The sequence below is a fragment of the Aquirufa sp. HETE-40SA genome, assembly GCF_054558635.1.
The window spans coordinates 191,089-208,333 of record NZ_JBPXKN010000003.1; the positions used below are offsets into that span (position 1 = coordinate 191,089).

15 protein-coding genes are annotated in these 17,245 nt (G+C 44.4%); 7 read left to right on the forward strand and 8 right to left on the reverse strand.

Annotated elements, in window-relative coordinates; all coding sequences use genetic code 11:
• Both ACRZ9O_RS08805 and ACRZ9O_RS08810 read right to left on the reverse strand, forming a co-directional pair.
• On the reverse strand, nt 1-1,071 hold the full coding sequence (locus ACRZ9O_RS08805; RefSeq protein WP_459458331.1) for an LptF/LptG family permease: 1,071 nt from the start codon (nt 1,069-1,071) through the stop codon (nt 1-3).
• A complete protein-coding gene (locus tag ACRZ9O_RS08810) occupies nt 1,058-1,456 on the reverse strand; it encodes a DUF983 domain-containing protein (protein WP_459458333.1) in 399 nt (132 codons plus the stop codon). Before ACRZ9O_RS08810 ends, ACRZ9O_RS08805 begins: the two co-directional genes overlap by 14 nt.
• Nucleotides 1,457-1,564: 108 nt before the next feature.
• Between ACRZ9O_RS08810 and ACRZ9O_RS08815 the strand changes: the two genes are divergently transcribed.
• The 3 genes from ACRZ9O_RS08815 to ACRZ9O_RS08825 are packed head-to-tail and all read left to right on the forward strand — an operon-like array spanning nt 1,565 to nt 3,412.
• Nucleotides 1,565-2,002 carry a hypothetical protein gene (locus ACRZ9O_RS08815; RefSeq protein WP_459458335.1) on the forward strand — a complete coding sequence of 146 codons (438 nt, stop codon included), beginning with the start codon at nt 1,565-1,567 and terminating at the stop codon, nt 2,000-2,002.
• Nucleotides 2,003-2,012: 10 nt separating this feature from the next.
• Nucleotides 2,013-2,522, forward strand: coding sequence for a D-glycero-alpha-D-manno-heptose-1,7-bisphosphate 7-phosphatase (locus tag ACRZ9O_RS08820; protein WP_459458337.1), 510 nt, complete (start codon nt 2,013-2,015; stop codon nt 2,520-2,522).
• Nucleotides 2,519-3,412, forward strand: coding sequence for an aldo/keto reductase (locus ACRZ9O_RS08825; protein ID WP_459458339.1), 894 nt, complete (start codon nt 2,519-2,521; stop codon nt 3,410-3,412). Before ACRZ9O_RS08820 ends, ACRZ9O_RS08825 begins: the two co-directional genes overlap by 4 nt.
• A 111-nt stretch (nt 3,413-3,523) precedes the next feature.
• Here ACRZ9O_RS08825 and ACRZ9O_RS08830 read toward each other — a convergent pair whose 3' ends face one another.
• From ACRZ9O_RS08830 to rnr, 4 genes are all read right to left on the reverse strand, one after another.
• Nucleotides 3,524-4,360: a sugar phosphate isomerase/epimerase family protein gene (locus ACRZ9O_RS08830; RefSeq protein ID WP_459458342.1), complete on the reverse strand. Its 837-nt coding sequence runs from the start codon at nt 4,358-4,360 to the stop codon at nt 3,524-3,526.
• A 7-nt stretch (nt 4,361-4,367) separates the two neighbouring features.
• On the reverse strand, nt 4,368-5,252 hold the full coding sequence (locus ACRZ9O_RS08835; RefSeq protein WP_459458343.1) for a ThuA domain-containing protein: 885 nt from the start codon (nt 5,250-5,252) through the stop codon (nt 4,368-4,370).
• Between the two features lie 2 nt (nt 5,253-5,254).
• The gene (locus ACRZ9O_RS08840; RefSeq protein WP_459458345.1) at nt 5,255-8,410 is read right to left on the reverse strand and encodes a PVC-type heme-binding CxxCH protein; all 3,156 of its coding nucleotides are present in this window, start codon (nt 8,408-8,410) and stop codon (nt 5,255-5,257) included.
• Nucleotides 8,411-8,665: 255 nt separating this feature from the next.
• Nucleotides 8,666-10,918, reverse strand: coding sequence for a ribonuclease R (gene rnr, locus ACRZ9O_RS08845; protein ID WP_459458347.1), 2,253 nt, complete (start codon nt 10,916-10,918; stop codon nt 8,666-8,668).
• 104 nt (nt 10,919-11,022) lie between these two features.
• Between rnr and ACRZ9O_RS08850 the strand changes: the two genes are divergently transcribed.
• Genes ACRZ9O_RS08850 through thrC form a run of 4 tightly spaced genes read left to right on the forward strand, consistent with a single transcriptional unit; the run spans nt 11,023 to nt 15,114 of the window.
• On the forward strand, nt 11,023-12,018 hold the full coding sequence (locus tag ACRZ9O_RS08850; protein WP_459458349.1) for a M28 family peptidase: 996 nt from the start codon (nt 11,023-11,025) through the stop codon (nt 12,016-12,018).
• A gap of 3 nt (nt 12,019-12,021) precedes the next feature.
• Complete coding sequence (gene gcvT / locus ACRZ9O_RS08855; RefSeq protein WP_459458351.1) at nt 12,022-13,107, forward strand: glycine cleavage system aminomethyltransferase GcvT; 1,086 nt, start codon at nt 12,022-12,024, stop codon at nt 13,105-13,107.
• Between the two features lies 1 nt (nt 13,108).
• On the forward strand, nt 13,109-13,813 hold the full coding sequence (locus ACRZ9O_RS08860) for a 2-phosphosulfolactate phosphatase (RefSeq protein WP_459458353.1): 705 nt from the start codon (nt 13,109-13,111) through the stop codon (nt 13,811-13,813).
• Nucleotides 13,810-15,114 carry a threonine synthase gene (gene thrC, locus ACRZ9O_RS08865; RefSeq protein ID WP_459458355.1) on the forward strand — a complete coding sequence of 435 codons (1,305 nt, stop codon included), beginning with the start codon at nt 13,810-13,812 and terminating at the stop codon, nt 15,112-15,114. Before ACRZ9O_RS08860 ends, thrC begins: the two co-directional genes overlap by 4 nt.
• On the opposite strand, the gene ACRZ9O_RS08870 is transcribed toward thrC, so the two are convergent.
• Together ACRZ9O_RS08870 and recJ are read right to left on the reverse strand one after the other, a co-directional pair.
• Nucleotides 15,106-15,471, reverse strand: a complete 366-nt coding sequence (locus ACRZ9O_RS08870) for a hypothetical protein (RefSeq protein WP_459458357.1) — start codon at nt 15,469-15,471, stop codon at nt 15,106-15,108. The two genes, thrC and ACRZ9O_RS08870, sit on opposite strands and share 9 nt — an antisense overlap.
• Nucleotides 15,472-15,507: 36 nt before the next feature.
• On the reverse strand, nt 15,508-17,244 hold the full coding sequence (gene recJ / locus ACRZ9O_RS08875) for a single-stranded-DNA-specific exonuclease RecJ (protein ID WP_459458359.1): 1,737 nt from the start codon (nt 17,242-17,244) through the stop codon (nt 15,508-15,510).
• Between the last annotated feature and the right edge of the window lies 1 nt (nt 17,245).

The window sequence follows — 17,245 nt, forward strand, 5'->3', positions numbered from 1 at the left end:
TTAGCGCGGAATAGTATAATATAGTCCCACACCCACGGCGGAGAATACGATATTAGGCAGCCAAACCGCTAACAAAGGAGGCATTCCTCCACCTTCCGCGATCCCCTTGCTCATCATAAAGAAGAGGATGTAAATGAAGGCCAAACTAAAGCCCAACGCAATCTGAAACCCGACACCGCCACGTGCTTTCCGAGCCGAAACCAAGAAGCCAATGATCGTCAATATCATCACCGAAAATGGATTGGCGAAGCGAAGGTATTTCTCGATTTGAAATACTTCGATTCCATCTGCACCTCGTGATTCCACTAAATCAATGTGACGATTCAGCTCTGGCAAAGTAAAGGTTTCGTGTAATAAGTGCTTGTTCTTGAAGTCTTTAGGGAATAAATAAAGTGTCGTATCGATCATCTTCCCAAATTTTAAAGTCGAAGCTCCCGTCGTCCGAATACGGTAATCGTGTATCGTCCACTTCCCCGAAGTCGAGTCCCATGTTATCCGATCTGACATTAGTTTTTGTTGAATTTCAGTTCCTTTGATTCGCTCTAAACTGAAGCGATAACCCGTATTCGTCGTGTTATCATAGGTCTCTATGTAGGCATACACATCGGGGGCAATCTTAATGTGTACGTCTCGCTTATCGAAATAGTAGGTATTATTGATGTATTTGTGTTCAAATGGAACTCGAATCTTGTTTGCATTTGGCACAATCCAACCTATCATAATGAAGGTGGCCACTGCTAAGATTCCAGAACCAATTAGGTAAGGGCGCATTAAGCGGGTAAAGCTTACTCCTGAACTCAGAATCGCGATAATTTCCGTCTTCGCTGCGAGATTTGCTGTAAAGAAAACGGTCGCAATAAAGACCATCAGTGGACTGATATAGGAGGCCCAATAAGGAATGAAATTCAAATAATAATCAAAAAGGATTTCTCTAAAAGGAGCTTGCTTTCGAATGAAATCGTCGATTTTCTCCGTGTAGTCGATCACCATCACGATTAAAACGATGATGAAAACGGCGAAAACATAGGTCTTCAGAAATTTCTTTAAGATGTAATAATCAAGAATTTTCATGCTTAGCAGCAGCGCTTGGATCGTATTTTAAACCAGAGAACCAATGTATAAATAATACACGAGCCGTCCTAAAATTATAAGGAACTAGCAATACGGAAACGGTGGTGATAGGCACCACATAGCCCATTGCAGGAGGATCGTTCAGGAAATTAAAAACTAAAATGCCCCCTACTAACATAATTCCCACCGAGAAAGCATAAGAAATATACATGGCTCCATAAAAAAAACCAGGTTCTACTTCATATTTAACGCCACAAGATGGACAATTCTCATGCATTTGGGCGAAATTAAAAACATTCCACCACTTGTATTTGAATAAACGACCTTCGTGGCATTGTGGACAACGGGCATTCACCATGGCCGTTAGCTTACTGGGATTAGGCATATAATCGGGTAAAATATGCCCAAAGGTAAAGAAAATTAGACGATTAAACGTAACAAAGGTCACGTTACGAAGGCTTTTTGTATCTTTGCTAAAATTAAACACTCTCTTATGTATTCAACTTTCGTTACCATTCACTCGATCTTGTTTCTAGTCGTGTTAGCACTAGGAATTTTATCAATTTTCAAAGGTTTAACAGGTAAAACATTTACGGAATCTGATCGTAAAGTAGGCTTGTTTTACATGATCTCTTTACACACGCAATTGTTAATTGGTTTAGTGCTTTATTTGGCTCTTAGCCCGGTAACGACCGCTGCTTTTGCCGATTTTGGTGCTGCCATGAAGGATTCTGCGACGCGTTTGATCTTAGTAGAGCACGTTATGGTGAACATTATTGCCATCGTTTTAGCGACGGTAGTGAATGCCAAAAACAAGAAAGCAATCACCGATGCCGCTAAATTCAAAAACATGTGGTTATTAAACGGCCTTGGTCTGGTTTTGATTTTAAGCCGTATTCCTTGGAGCCGCTTAGCTGCTTTATTTGCCTAAATAAATTTGAATGAATAAGTGTATTTTTTTAGATCGCGATGGCGTTCTAAATGTGGATCGCGTGGATTACGTGTACCATTTAGGACACTTTGTGATCCCACCCGGCGTGAAAGAAGGCTTACAGGCTTTAAAAGATGCGGGGTATTTGTTGATTATTATTACGAACCAAAGTGGAATCGCAAAAGGCGTTTACAAGCGTGAAGACGTGTATTTAATCCATGATGCGATTCAAGAGGGGACGGGAGTGAAATTAGATGACCTCTATTTCTGCCCTTACCACGAGAATTTTGACAGTCATTCTTTGACGCGCAAGCCTGGATCTTTATTGATCGAGAAAGCCGCAGCAAAATACAACGTCGATATGGAAGCCTCTTGGATGGTAGGCGACCACGAACGCGATATTACGGCAGGAACGCGTGCAGGTTTACGCACGATTCGCTTAGCTCCAGCTGGAACAGAAACTAAAGCAACACACTTAGTGGCTGATTTATTAGCCGCTTCTAAAATTATCGTCTCATGAATAAAGTCTATTTAAGTGATGCTGGTCCCAAAGTTTCACCAGCCATATACGGCTTTTGGCGTTGGGAAAAAGAAGATAAGAAAATGGACGAGATCGTCCATTTTTGTTTAGAGAAGGGCATTAATACCTTTGATCACTCGGATCGCTATGGTGAATACACGGCGGAGAAGACTTTTGGAGAGCTTTTGGCGAAAAAATCCATCCAACGTTCTGACATTGTTTTGTTCTCCAAATGCGGAGTCAACATCCCATCCCCAGCGAGACCAGATTTCCGCGTAGCACATGTAAACACATCGGCAGCCCACATCACGGCGTCTGTAGAAAACTCGCTTCGCAACTTGCAAACGGATTATTTGGACGTCTTCTTATTAGACCAATTAGATCCCTTATCGGATATTGAATCGACAGCTTTGGCTTTAGAAAAATTAAAGAGCTCCGGAAAGGTGAAAAACATCGGTGTTTCAAACTTCTCAGTTTATCAACACCAGTTATTAGTTTCCTTCCTGAACATCCCGATCGTTTCTAACCACATCGACTTAAACTTGTTAAACACAAGCGCATTAGATAACGGTATCGTGGATTACATCAAGCAAAAATACATGCGCCCCTTAGCGGTATCGCCTTTAGCTGGTGGTCGCATCGAGCACGGAACAGACGAGCAAGCCTTGAAATTGCGCAAGAAATTGAACGAGATGGCCACGAAATACGATAGCAATATCGAATCAGTAGCCGTGGCTTGGTTAATCAAATTAGGTGCCTTGCCTTTAATCGGAACCTTGGAGCAGAAACGAATCCAAAATATCGTGGATGCTTTTGCGATTGAGATGGATTATCAGGATTGGTATGAGTTGTATAATACGACAAAACCGACTGCGTCGGTTTTAGATTAGAGATGGTAGAGTAGAGAGTAGAGATTTAAAGAATAGAGCATAAAGCACAAAGAATAAAGATGGCATAAAAAAGAGGCTTCGAATTGAAGCCTCTTTTTTATGCTTTAGGATTTACTTCGCTAAATGCTTTTGAATATGTTGGTAACTTTTTAAAATTAATTCAGCTTCTGTTGTATAATTCTTACGCCAGATACACGCAGCAGGCAATAAAGGAGTGAATGCCTCCACGACCAACCAGCCTTTGTAATTCATTTTCTCCAGATGGGTAAACACATTATCCCAATGCACTTGTCCTTCCCCTAAAGTGGCACGAGTGCTTTCCGACAATTGAATATGCCCCACCTCATCCGCAATACGCACCATGGCTTCACCCGTATTGAATTCTTCAATGTGTGCATGAAATGTGTCAAACATGATTTTGACATTTGGATGATTAATCGCTTTCACCAAACTATATAGTTGATCTGCGGAACTCACCATGTAATTTTCAAATCGATTTAAATATTCCAATCCCAGAATCACGTTTTTTTCTTTGGCATGATCCGCTACGGCTAACATACTTTCCTTCGACCAATCTAATTCTTGTTGGGTCGGTGCTGCACCCGAAAACACCGCTAATGCAGAATGAAAAGGACCAGAAAGGTAAGACGCTCCTAAATAAGCGGTAATGTCTACGGCCTTTTTTAGAAAATCTACCCCTTTTTGACGCACGGCAGGGTCTGAAGAAATGGTGTTCATATCCGCACCTAAAAAGGTAACCGTGAAAACGGTTAATCCCAGGCGATCTATTTCCGCTTTCCAAGGTTTCCAATATTCCTGGTCGACCACAAAAATGGGTATCTCCACTCCTTCATAACCCACTTCTTTGATGTAGGCTAAATGCTGTATGATAGATTCATTCATGTCGGGTCCATAGACCAGCGTGTTCATTGCAATCGGGTATTTCATTGTTTGACTATTTTGAGTTGACCATTCCTCTGTAAGGAACATTAATAGCTAATTTACCTGCCCAGGTCTGTGGCACTTTCAGGCCTAATTCCCAATGGACGGCATTGACAATAAGTCGCTGAAAAGATTCCACCGAAAAATCCTCCGGATGTCCCATCGTGGTAAAAAATACTTTCCCTTTGTATTGATTTTCCCATGTCCAGGCGATGGGTTGATCTACTGCTGTCTTATCGGGATTCACCGCTTTGCCCATCAGTAACCACTCCGTGCCCTTCACTGGATAATCAGGCAAAACACGGTATAGCCAAGACCTGACATGAAAGGCAGGATCTACGCCAGTTAAAATCGGGTGCTTTGCTTTTTCTGGAATGACCGTGGCATCCGTACTTGCATTGTGACCATAATGAGTATGTTGGGAGGGTCCGCCCCAGCCGGGAGGGGCTCCAAAGGCTCTTTCGGCAAAGCCATTATATGCGACTAATGGATCTGTTTTGGGATAGTTAAACGCGTGTGTGCTTGTCCTAAATCCCATGATAGGCTTTCCGGATTGTAAGTAGGCTTCTATGTGAGCCACTTGATCTGCTGGGAGTAAGCGCCAGCGAAGAAAAAATACGGCTAAATCTGCCTCCGCTAATATTTCTAAACCGGGTATGTCTCGCTCCGCGTTTTGATCCGGAAACGATTTTAACACCTTCGTCCGAAAGCCATATTGTTTTTCCAAAACCGCCGCTAATAAGGGAAGCGTACTCTCGCCAGAATATTCATGGTCACCACAAACAAATACCACCAGGGGTTTCTTCGCTTTTATAGGGTCAGGTTCACGCGAAAAACTTGGCACAAATGCCGACAAAATAAGTACAACTGTAAGAAAAATAGGAAGTAATTTTTTCATGGTTATTTTTCGATAGGGTGTTCGGATAATAGCATATTGGCATTATATAAATCCTGTTTGCTAGCAATTTTAGCGCGCACTTCCTTCACTTTTTCCGGGTCGATAGGCGCGGCTTTATTCCCAAATGAATTTCGAATATAGGTCAGAACGGAGGCAATCTCTTTATCTGACATTAAGCCTCCATATGGGGTCATGGGAACCTGACCGGCATATTTAACGCCATTCAATTCCATAGGCCCCATTAGTCCCTTGATCACTAATTTTATTAAACGTTCCTGATTTCCTGTCACCCAGATAGAATTAGATAAGGGAGGAAAACCGGACGAGGGAAGTCCTTTTCCATTAGTCTGATGGCAGGTAGTACAATAACCGTCTTTCGAATACAATTTTTGGCCGGCAGTATACAAGTCTAAATCTTTCCCTTTTAGCGTTGAAACTAAAGCCGTTTCTTTATTTTTAACCACGTTCACTCCACTCGCATGAGCGACGGCTATTTCATATGGTTTGTCCATCCAAGGGTCTAGCGGATGTTTTTTTGCCAAAGCTAACAGGGGCAGAGCGGTTTGTTTCGGTAACCAAGAGGCAGCTACAAATGCCTCCATTCGAACACGCCCGTGTTTATCTTCCACTGCTTTTGCTAATAGCGCCGTTTGATTTTTGACTTGATGACCTGTGTAGCGCAAGACGCGAACGGCTGCGGCACGAACATGGTAATCTTTTGATTGCAGTAATTGGTTGAGTAGTTTTTGGTCTACCTTATTCAATCCCCAAGAAACCCACAGCGCCTCTAATACATGGTGCTCATAATCGGCATCCTTTTTATCCAAATTAGCCACCCATGTCGTGATTTTAGGTAATACATCGGCAGCCTTACGACCACGCAATTCTCTGCGCACCCGGTACCGCGTTCTGTATTCAGGCAATTTTAAATTATCCAATAACTGATCGATAGATGCCCCATAAACTTTGGCAGGTGTCACTAAGGGCCTTGAAGGATACGTTACGCGGTACACACGGCCGTGGGTGTGATCGCGCAAAGGATCTCTGGCACTATGCTGCATGTGACCAATCAAAATATTATGCCAGTCGATCACATAAAGTGAGCCGTCTGGAGCAAATTCCATATCAACAGGGCGGAAATTGCGATCTTCGCCCACGATCAAATCTTGGCGGTGCTTTGATTTATATCCGGTCCCATCATCGGTTAATTGATGTTGCTTCATTCCCAAAAATCCGATGGTATTATTGATTAGAAAATCCCCTTGCACATTGTCAGGAAAATGACGACTTGATACAAACTCTAAACCGGAGGTAGGTCGAACTAAATGTTTTTCTTCCACTAAGGTAAATGAGTTGTGACCTCTTTCTCCGTAGCGATTTTTAGTGGAACCGGGCATCATCCAGCGAACGTCTGGTCCAGAGGTTTCTGCAAAAAAGTTTTGACCCCATTTGTCAAAGGCAATTCCCCAAGGATTAGGTATTGACAACTGAGCTACCCGCTCCAAATGATGCCTAGCAGGATTATACCGCATAAAACCCCCATTCGTTGCGCGAACAGTACCGTAGGGTGTTTCTACATTTGTGTGTAAAAATACGCCTTCTCCCATGTAAATAGCGCCTGATTCGTCTGTCACAAATGCGGAGATCTCATGGTGCGTATCGTGGTCATCAAAACCACTTAAAATGACTTCCTTCGAATCCGCCCGATCATCCCCATTCGTATCTTTCAATAAAACCAAATTAGTTCCTTGGCTCACAAATACCCCAAATTCCGTGATTTCCATCCCCACCGGCACGTGTAAACCTTCGGCAAAAATCGTTTCCTTATCCGCTTTTCCATCCTGATTTGTATCTTCAAGAATGATGATTTTATCGTTAGGTTTCGGATCCCCCGGCTTGTAATGTGGATAAGACGGCATACAAACCACCCAAAGTCGGCCCTTATTATCGAACGTCATTTGAACCGGTTTGGCCAAATTCGGGAATTCCTCTTCCGAAGCAAATAGCTCGATTTTATATCCTGGAGCTACTTTAATGGCATTTAATGCCTCCTCCCCATACAGGTATTTCAAGCTGCCGTTTTTATCCGGATTAAAATTCGTTTTTACGGGATCAAGCTTGCGCGTCTTGGCATCTGCAGCGGCCAGATCATACGGAAGACCTTTGATTGCGGCTTGGATAGCTGCTTCCCGATTATCCGTCATTTGGCGAATTTTTTCAATCTCACCAGGATAATTATCTTGTCCAAAGGGGTTGTAACGGCGACCATATACGTGAACCCCGTTTGGAATCTTAAAGTCAGTATGCCACATCCAGTTTTTCTCCGCAACGGCTGCATACACATCCGCTCTTTTGGATTCGATAGCTGTCGATTTTTTCCCAAACACTTGATCCGCAAGTAATAAGGCTAATTTTTTATACCCCGCATCATTTAATTGAAAACCGTCGATGGTCAAATCCTCCGCTGATTCTGCATACCATTTTTTGGAAGCATCAAACGCATTAATGAATAAAACATTATTCTTCTCACACACCTCTTTCATCGCCTGTGCGTACAAAGTAATGTTCGCATTCTGAACCGTTCCGTTAGGCAAATCAATTTTTGCGCTTAAATCTTCAAAAGCTGTAGGAGAAACAATGGCTAGTTGAGGGGCAGAAACCCCATTGTATTTTTGTGCCAAAGTGTGTTTGATGAATGCCTCCAATTCAGCCTTGTAGGTAGCAATTGCAGCCTTACCTTCATAAGATTCGCTATATCCAAAAAAACCGATGACAATATCCGTTTTTAAACGGCTCATCCATTGGTCATGTGTCTCTAGGTGGCCTTCACTTTGAGAAGGATTTGCAAATTCCGATTGGAATTTTTCTGCACCTGGAAAAGCCCAAGGGTTCATACGAGCTGAATGTGGCCGAAATCCAGGAGTATCTCCACCATCGCACATGTTGCGAACCATCAAATTAAAAGAAGGATACCGAAGATGTAATTCTGTTTCAAAATGATCATAATTGATCATACGGGAACCCAAATTACCGCCCACTAACGCGATCTTCGTATTTCCCTCAAGCGATAAAAAAGTGGGGGCTTTCGGCTGAAAGAAGCTAATCGTAAAAACGGAGATTACCGTAAGAATCAATCCGAGTTTTATTTTAGGGGACATTTTGAATGCTTTTTATAGGTAAATAGGTTTTTGGAAGTATAAACTAAAGAAAAAAATTAATTCAGCAAAGAAATATTAAATTCTGAATCTTCCACTTATTCCAAATTCCATAAAAAAAGGCTTCAATTTTGAAGCCTTTTTTTAATCCTACTTTATGCTTTGTGCTTTATTCTTTATGCTTTTAAAGAGAGAGAGAATTTTTTGTATTCGGTCTATAATTTATTGCAAAGCACAAATTGAGACCGAATACAAAAATTATCTCCTCCCCGTACGTCTACCCCTCTCCTTACCCTTCGGAATCACTCTTCCACCCCTTGGCGCCTCTCTCTTACGAGAACGGTTGTTCGCGAATTTGCCTACCAAGCCAGAACGCATCCCTACCAATTCTAGGTCGATGGTACGTTTTGCTAAGTTCGTGTCGCGGACTTTCACTTGCACCTTATCTCCAAAGGTGAAGACACGGCCATTTGATTTGCCCACGATGCGGTAATTGTTTTTATCTAAATCGTAGAAGTCGTCATTCAAGTCGACCATACGAACTAGGCCTTCGCAAGAAGTTTCGCCTATTTCGACGAAGATTCCGAACTCGGTTACACCTGTGATGATACCGTCAAAAACTTGTGGTTCGTGCAAGCTCATGTATTCCACTTGCTTGTACTTGATGGAAGCACGTTCTGCATCGGATGCGAGTTTTTCGCGATCCGAGCTGTGCTTACATTGGATTTCTAAAGGGGCACGTTCCGCTGGAGTGCCGCCGTCTAAATAATGCTGTAACAGTCGATGCGTCATGACGTCTGGGTAACGACGAATCGGGCTGGTGAAATGAGAATAGAACGGGAACGCTAGGCCAAAGTGACCGACAGGATCGGTGCTATAACGGGCTTTGGACATCGTACGTACCGCTAAACTCTGTAACACGTGTTCCTCGCCTTTGCCCTCGATATTTTCCATCAAGGCGTTGAACGATTTGCTCACATGCTGAGGATCAGTCGTTACTTGGTAGCCAAATTTCTTCGCGAAAGACGAGAATACCTGCAATTTCTCTGGGTCTGGCGCTTCGTGAATACGGTACACCATCGTGTTTTTAGGCTCGTCTTTTTTCTTGTTGAAGACGAATTCGGCCACTTTTTTGTTAGCCAACAGCATAAACTCTTCAATCAATTTATGCGCATCCTTGCGAATACGTGGGTAAACGCCGATTGGCTTTCCGTCCTCATCTAATTCGAAGCGGACTTCGGCTGTTTCGAAGTTCACGGAACCGTGATCAAAACGTCTTGCTCGGTAACTTTTGGCAATGCGGTTCAAATCACGAATGACCGGAACTAAGGCATCATCTGAATCATTTTCGATTAATTCTTGTGCCTGCTCGTAGGCGAAACGGCGGTCAGAATGAATGACCGTGCGGCCAAACCATTCTTTCACAATTGTGTCGTTCGCGTCTAGTTCGAAAACGGCGGAGAACGTTAATTTATCTTCGTTTGGACGAAGGGAACAAAGTCCGTTCGATAATTTTTCTGGCAACATAGGCACCACGCGGTCTACTAAGTAAACAGAAGTAGCACGCTTATAAGCTTCGATATCGAGTACACTGCCGGGTTTCACATAGTGGGAAACGTCAGCGATGTGAACACCGATTTCGGTGTTGCCATTTTTTAGTTTTTGGTAGGAGATCGCATCGTCAAAATCCTTCGCATCGATCGGATCAATCGTGAAAGTTAATACGTTACGCATGTCCTTGCGCTTCTTGATTTCAGTGGCAGGAATCTGTACTAAGATAGAGGCAGCGGCTTTTTCTACTTCTTCAGGGAAGTCGTAGGGCAAGCCGTATTCCGCTAGAATCGAGTGCATTTCCGTATCGTTCTCTCCGGCTTTACCGAGCACTTTGATGACACGACCTTCGGCTTTTTTACCGTCTGTTCCCCAGCGAGTTACTTCTACGATCACTTTGTCTAGGTGCTTTGCGTCCTTGATTTCGAACTTAGGCAAGTAGACATCTTCGTAAATTTTCTTCGAATCGGGAATTAAAAACGAATAGTGCGGAGTCACTTGAATGACCCCCACTAATTCGGCGGAACGACGTTCCAATATCTGTACGACCTCTCCTTCCGGGCGGTCATTTTTTCTCTTTTCTGATGGTCGACGCGCTTGGACGATGACTTTATCCCCGTCTTTGGCATTATTTAAATCTCCAGAAGCCACCCAAATATCCTTCGCCCCATCCTCGGGAATCACAAACGCAAAACGCGCATTCACGTGATCCACGCGTCCTGTCACCTGGAAAGATTCATTATCAAAGCGAACATTCCCCTCCTCATTTTTGATCAAGCGATTTTCCGCAATCAACTTCGCTACTAAGTCAGAATAAATCTCCTTCGTCTTGCGATCGCGGATAGCAAAAGCCTTGTGTAATTGGTTCAAAGAATAGGAACGGTAGTCGTTCAATTCAAAAAACTCCAATATTTCAGCTTTCAAGCCGCTCAAAAATTTCAGTTCCTTAGGGGAAGGCATGGTATTTCAATTCAAATTATCCTGCAAGGTACACATTATTGATTTCTTAATTCCTAATTCGGCATTCTATTGCTACCTTTGAGCTTGTTTTTGAGCCTTTTCAGATGAACCGTTCCCGCATTGCCCTCTTTTTACTGCTCGTATTCGCACTGACTGGTGCTTACTTTATTTGGAAGCCTGCGGCAGAGGTTCCTGTGGCGGAAGTCAACCTTGTGGAAACCCCTGATTTTAAGGCGGATTCAGCTTATCAATTTATTGCGCAACAAGTGGCTTTTGGCCCGCGTGTTCCAGGATCTGAGGCGAGTAAAAATACGCTACAGTTTTTAATTGCCAAATTGAAATCCTACGGCTGGACCGTGACAGAGCAGCCTTTTACGGCTTTCCGCTACGACGGCAAGAAATTAGAAGGCACGAATATCATCGCGCAATTTCAACCTGCAGTTGCAAAGCGAATTTTGTTAGCTGCCCACTGGGATGCACGCAGTATTGCGGACAAAGATTCAGTACGTAAAGACGAGCCCATCGATGCAGCAAACGATGGCGCGAGTGGCGTGGGTGTTTTGTTAGAAATCGCGCGCAACTTGCACGAAGCTAAGAATAAGCCGGCGGTGGGCGTCGATATCGTCCTTTTTGACCTAGAAGATCATGGCGAACCGGACGATTATACAGGAGAACATAAGACGAACAGTTGGGCTTTGGGTTCACAGCATTGGGCTGCGAATTTAGTCCCGGCTAATTACAAAGCTTATTATGGTATCTTGTTAGATATGGTGGGTGGAAAAGGCGCGATGTTCCCGCACGAGGGGACTTCGATGCAATATGCGCCGGGAATTGTACGCTCGGTTTGGGCGACGGCGGCGGATTTAGGATACAGCAATTTATTCGTGGATCAGGATGCCTTCGGGATTTCGGATGACCATACGGCGGTGAATGAGATTGCCAAAATCCAAATGATTGATTTAATCGATTTACGCGCGTCGAATGGCGGCTTCGAGTTTGGAAGCTTCCACCACACGCATGCAGATAATTTAGCTAACATCGACAAATCGACCCTGAAAGCGGTCGGCCAAACACTTTTACAGGTTCTATACCGCGAATAATCCATGGAAGAAACAAACTTACAACACGTTCATTTAAATGACCTTCACGTATCGCTAGGCGCTAAAATGGTGCCCTTTGCTGGCTTTAACATGCCCGTATTGTACACGAACCTGATCGAAGAGCACCTAGCTGTGCGCAATTCGGTGGGTGTTTTCGACGTGAGTCACATGGGCGAATTCTTCCTGAAAGGGGATCGCGTTTTGGACTTTATCCAATACGTGACTTCGAACGACGCATCTAAATTAGTGGACGGGAAGGTACAATACAGCTGTTTGCCAAACAACGAGGGCGGCATCGTCGATGACTTGTTAGTCTATCGTGTGAACGCAACCGAATACATCTTGGTTGTGAACGCTTCGAACATTGAGAAAGACTGGAACTGGATCTCCTCACACAATACCTTCGGGGTGGAGATGGTGAATCGCAGTGACGAATATAATTTGTTAGCGGTGCAGGGGCCGAAGGCGATTTTGGCACTACAAAAATTAACGTCTGTTACCTTAGCAGATATGTCCTATTATAGCTTCAAAATAGGTGAAATGGGCGGTTTCGCTGACATCATCATCTCCAATACGGGTTATACCGGCGCGGGCGGATTCGAGATTTATGTGAAAAACGAAAACGCGTTAGCGATGTGGAACGCGATCTTCGAGGCAGGTGCAGAATTCGGAATTCTTCCGGTAGGACTAGGTGCGCGCGACACGCTGCGTACCGAAAAAGGCTATTGCTTGTACGGACACGACATCGATGACACAACCTCTCCTATCGAGGCTGGCTTAGGCTGGATCACCTCATTCAACAAAGATTTCATTATGAAAGACCACCACGCCGCGATTAAGGCAAATGGTCCTTCGAAAAAATTAGTCGGTTTTGAAATGATCGACCGTGGTATTCCTCGCCAACATTACCCGATTTTAAACGCGGCAGGCGAGACGATCGGTGAAGTAACTTCAGGAACCCAATCTCCATCTCTCTCAAAAGGAATCGGGATGGGTTATGTGAGCACGAAACACACGGGAACGGAGATCTTTATCTCGATCCGTGACAAAGCCATCAAAGCCGAAATCGTCAAATTACCGTTCTTATAAAATGAAGAAAATCGACGTCTGTTTATCGCCGGACTTGATCCATTTATATGATTTATCCTCCGTAGCGGTGGTTGTAGTGGATATTTTCCGCGCGACTTCCTGCATGGTGACTGCTTTTGCGAGTGGTGCGTCGGAGATTGTTCCGGTGGAAGAAGTGGAACTTTGCCAGCAATATGGCGCTAAAGGGTATTTGACGGCGGCGGAACGCAACGGGGTTACTCCTGCTGGTTTTGACTTTGACAATTCCCCTTTTTCGTATCAAGTAGAGAAGGTGAAAGGGGCCAAAATTTGCGTCACCACCACCAACGGTACTGTCGCTATTCGTAGATCGAGCAGCGCTCCTGCTGTTTATGTAGGTGCATTTTTGAATATCTCCCGCGTGGCGGACGCTTTGAAAGCCTGGAACGGGAACGCCTTAGTCGTTTGCGCTGGCTGGAAAGGGAAGCCGAATTTAGAAGACACCTTGTTCGCAGGTGCCTTGATTGATGCGCTTTCTGGTGAATATGAAGTGGCAGATGATGCGGCTTTGATGGCCTGGAAACAATATAACCTAGCCTCGAATGATCTATTAACGGCGGTGAAGAACTCTTCCCACGTGAACCGTTTATTAGGTTTAGGGATTGAAAAAGATATCGTGTTTTGCCTTGAATTTGACCGCTATTCGGTCCTTCCTAAACTCGAGGGAGATGCCCTAAGATTAGTATGATTTTATACAGCACCGAACATAAAAGCCCTAATGTAAGCCTAGAAGAGGCTATTTTCCGTGGCCTTCCACCGGACAATGGCTTGTACATGCCTACTTCCATCCAACCTTTGCCGGCTTCGTTTTTCGAAACGATTCAGGACCGCAGCTTGCCAGAAATTGCGATGGCAGTGTGTGAAAATTTGCTTGGGGACAGCTTGAGTTCGGCAGATATTAAGAAAATAATCGATCAGTCAATGACCTTCGAGGCGCCCATTGTTTCTTTAGAACCGGGTGTCGAGGTATTGGAATTATTTCACGGGCCTTCGATGGCGTTTAAGGATTTTGGCGCGCGCTTTATGGCGGCGATCATGTCCCATTATTTATTGCAATCGAAACGTGAAATCCGCATTTTAGTCGCGACCTCTGGAGACACGGGCGGTGCGGTGGCACAAGGTTTTTACAATACCCCAGGCATCAGCGTGACGATTTTATATCCTACTGGAAAGGTATCCGATATTCAGGAGAAGCAATTGACAACCTTGGGTGGAAATGTGACAGCGCTAGAGATAGATGGTACGTTTGACGATTGCCAAAGACTGGTCAAGCAAGCTTTCCTCGATGAAGAACTTCGCGCCGCCTTCGATTTAGCCTCTGCGAATTCCATCAACATTGCCCGCTTAATTCCGCAGTCCTTCTACTACTTCGCGGCCTACGCACAAGCGAAAAAGAAAGGATTGAATGCCCCGGTGGTATTCAGTGTACCTTCGGGGAATTTTGGCAATCTAAGCGCTGGATTAATGGCCTACAGAATGGGGCTTTCGGTAAAAGCTTTCATTGCATCGTGTAACGAGAACCACCCGGTGGCAGATTACCTGCGCACCGGCGAATACAATCCTGTGGCTTCAGTCGAAACCTTATCCAACGCAATGGATGTGGGTAGCCCATCGAACTTCATCCGCATGCGCTTATTAGCTGGCGACTTATGGTCTACAGTGCGCGAAATTATTAAAGGCTATTATACGAACGATCAAAAAACGCAGGAAATCATGGCTGACGTGTTCGCACGCACCGGTTATGTCATGTGTCCACACACGGCAGTTGCCTATGATGGTTTGCAACAATATGCTGCTGAATATCCGGGTGAAATAACTGGAATTCTGTTGTCTACGGCCCATTACGCGAAGTTCTTACCTACGGTGGAGGGAACGTTAGGGGTTTCAGTTCCTGTTCCTGCGCGCTTAGCGGAGCTTTTGGATAAAACAAAAAAGTCCATCCCCATGGGGACGGACTTCGCTGATTTCAAGGCGTATTTATTACAATAAAGCCTTGAATTTATCTCTTTCTTGGTAAGCGATAATCGCGGAAAGTACCGTTAAAGCCACACCCACACTTGGTGCATGCGCTAAACACAATTCAAATAACAAGATATTTACCGTGATAGGGGCTAAAATCGTTAATCCTAAAGCGCGTTTACCCGGAACTAAAATTAAAACCCCACCGATTACTTCTAATACTTTTACTACCGTCATCATGCCAGAGGACATCATGATTCCCATGTAAACACCAGGATCTCCGGGTATAGGTGGTTGCGCTACGAAGTTAAAGAAGAAGTTCAATCCTCCGAACAAGAATAAGGCTCCCACGAGAACTGAAGGCAATAAATCGAGTACTTTTTTCATGTGTTAGTTTTTTGGTTATGCTTAAAATTAAAATAATTAATTAAACGACGCAAAATCTAAGGCCCGTAATTGAATCGTCCGATTTCCCAAGTATTCGTTTACTTCCAGGTGATAAACCAGCTGAATGGGCAAACGCTGCTCATAAGCCGCACATAATCCGTCATAGAAATCAGCCTTCATCCCAAAACCAACTACCTCTAACCCTCGCTCATCTGGCGTAGATCCCACATAAATTTTTAGGTGCTCTTCCTTCATGACAAAAGGACTCTTCGTTACAAAAACAGGTCCTGAAACAAAGTTAGGAAGCATATTTCCCGGGCCGTATGGAGATAGACGAACTAAGAGTTTATCGTAAAACGACAGACTCAAAGCCTCTAAAGGAATCTGCAAATCAACAGGCAAATCCGCCTTAAGCGAGATATTCGCTAAACCCTCTTGCGCAATGCGTTCAAATTTTTCAATAAAGGCCTGCAAATTAGATGGTTTCAAATGCAAACCGGCCGCATGCGTATGTCCCCCAAACTGTTCTAATAAATCAGCACATTCCTTTAAAGCGTGGTGCACATCAAATCCTCTAACAGAGCGAGCTGAACCCACTAGTTGACCATGTGATTCCGTTAAAATAATCGTAGGCCTAAAATACTGTTCTTGAATCTTACTCGCTACAATACCCACCACGCCTTTATGCCAAGCCGGATTGAATAAAACCGTGCTCCGCGCAGAAAGCAGAAAATCATTTCCTTCAAACATTGCCAAAGCCTGCGCCACAATCTCCTTCTCCACCACCCGGCGATCCAGATTCTGTTGAATCACAGCCTCTGCCAGCGCCTCCGCCTCTTGATCATCAGCCGCTAACATCAATTTCACCGCTCCGTGAGCGTGGTCCATTCTACCCGCCGCATTGATGATGGGTGAAATAGAAAAGACAATATCGGAGATTTGAATAGGCGCTTTCTTCTTAGCCTTCTTTAATAAATAGCCTAATCCTGGAGATGGATTTGAGCCTAATTTAGCGAGGCCAAAAAAGGCCAACACCCGGTTTTCCCCGTTCATCGGCACAATGTCCGCTGCGATACTGCAGGCTAGCAGATCTACTGATTCCCACAAAGGATCGAGCTCTAGCTCATTCGCGATCGCGAAGGCCATCATCAGTTTAAAGCCCACGCCAGCACCGGTTAATTCTTTAAAGGGATAAGGGCAATCTTTTCTTTTAGGATCTAATACTGCGACCGCATCGGGGATGGTGGCTTCTGGTAAATGGTGGTCGCAGATGATAAAATCGATTCCGTTTTCGTTGCACCAGGCCACTCGTTCATGCGCCTTGATACCGCAATCGAGAGAGATGATGAGGGTGTAATCATTATCTTTAGCATACTGAATACCCGCCTGCGAAATACCATACCCTTCGGCATAGCGGTCTGGAATGTAGTAGTCGCAATCCGCTCCTAAAATCCCTGCTAGATAACTATAAACAAGTGTTACTGCAGTGGTTCCATCCACGTCATAATCGCCGTAAATCAAGATTTTCTCTCCGGATTCGAGTGCTAAGCTGAGGCGCTCTACTGCTTTGTCCATATCCTTCATCAGGAATGGGTCGTGCAGTTGATTGACCTCTGGAACCATAAAATCCTTCACTTGTTCGAAGGTCTTGATCCCGCGAGATACTAATAAAGATAAAAAATACGGATTCTTTAAGCCCAAAGCCTCCCCTAATGCCTCCACCTCCGCGGCCGGTGGTGCGGGCACGTATTTCCAATTCTTTTTAGGCTCCATG

Bases quoted from the DNA above. Each gene is read 5' to 3' on its own strand.
- ACRZ9O_RS08870 (WP_459458357.1), bottom strand. From the start codon at position 15,471: ATGAAAAAAGTACTCGATTTATTGCCTTCAGTTCTCGTGGGAGCCTTA.
- ACRZ9O_RS08815 (WP_459458335.1), top strand. From the start codon at position 1,565: ATGTATTCAACTTTCGTTACCATTCACTCGATCTTGTTTCTAGTCGTG.
- ACRZ9O_RS08825 (WP_459458339.1), top strand. From the start codon at position 2,519: ATGAATAAAGTCTATTTAAGTGATGCTGGTCCCAAAGTTTCACCAGCC.
- ACRZ9O_RS08860 (WP_459458353.1), top strand. From the start codon at position 13,109: ATGAAGAAAATCGACGTCTGTTTATCGCCGGACTTGATCCATTTATAT.
- ACRZ9O_RS08805 (WP_459458331.1), bottom strand. From the start codon at position 1,071: ATGAAAATTCTTGATTATTACATCTTAAAGAAATTTCTGAAGACCTAT.
- ACRZ9O_RS08820 (WP_459458337.1), top strand. From the start codon at position 2,013: ATGAATAAGTGTATTTTTTTAGATCGCGATGGCGTTCTAAATGTGGAT.
- ACRZ9O_RS08850 (WP_459458349.1), top strand. From the start codon at position 11,023: ATGAACCGTTCCCGCATTGCCCTCTTTTTACTGCTCGTATTCGCACTG.
- thrC (WP_459458355.1), top strand. From the start codon at position 13,810: ATGATTTTATACAGCACCGAACATAAAAGCCCTAATGTAAGCCTAGAA.
- ACRZ9O_RS08830 (WP_459458342.1), bottom strand. From the start codon at position 4,360: ATGAAATACCCGATTGCAATGAACACGCTGGTCTATGGACCCGACATG.
- ACRZ9O_RS08810 (WP_459458333.1), bottom strand. From the start codon at position 1,456: ATGCCTAATCCCAGTAAGCTAACGGCCATGGTGAATGCCCGTTGTCCA.
- gcvT (WP_459458351.1), top strand. From the start codon at position 12,022: ATGGAAGAAACAAACTTACAACACGTTCATTTAAATGACCTTCACGTA.
- recJ (WP_459458359.1), bottom strand. From the start codon at position 17,244: ATGGAGCCTAAAAAGAATTGGAAATACGTGCCCGCACCACCGGCCGCG.
- ACRZ9O_RS08835 (WP_459458343.1), bottom strand. From the start codon at position 5,252: ATGAAAAAATTACTTCCTATTTTTCTTACAGTTGTACTTATTTTGTCG.
- ACRZ9O_RS08840 (WP_459458345.1), bottom strand. From the start codon at position 8,410: ATGTCCCCTAAAATAAAACTCGGATTGATTCTTACGGTAATCTCCGTT.
- rnr (WP_459458347.1), bottom strand. From the start codon at position 10,918: ATGCCTTCCCCTAAGGAACTGAAATTTTTGAGCGGCTTGAAAGCTGAA.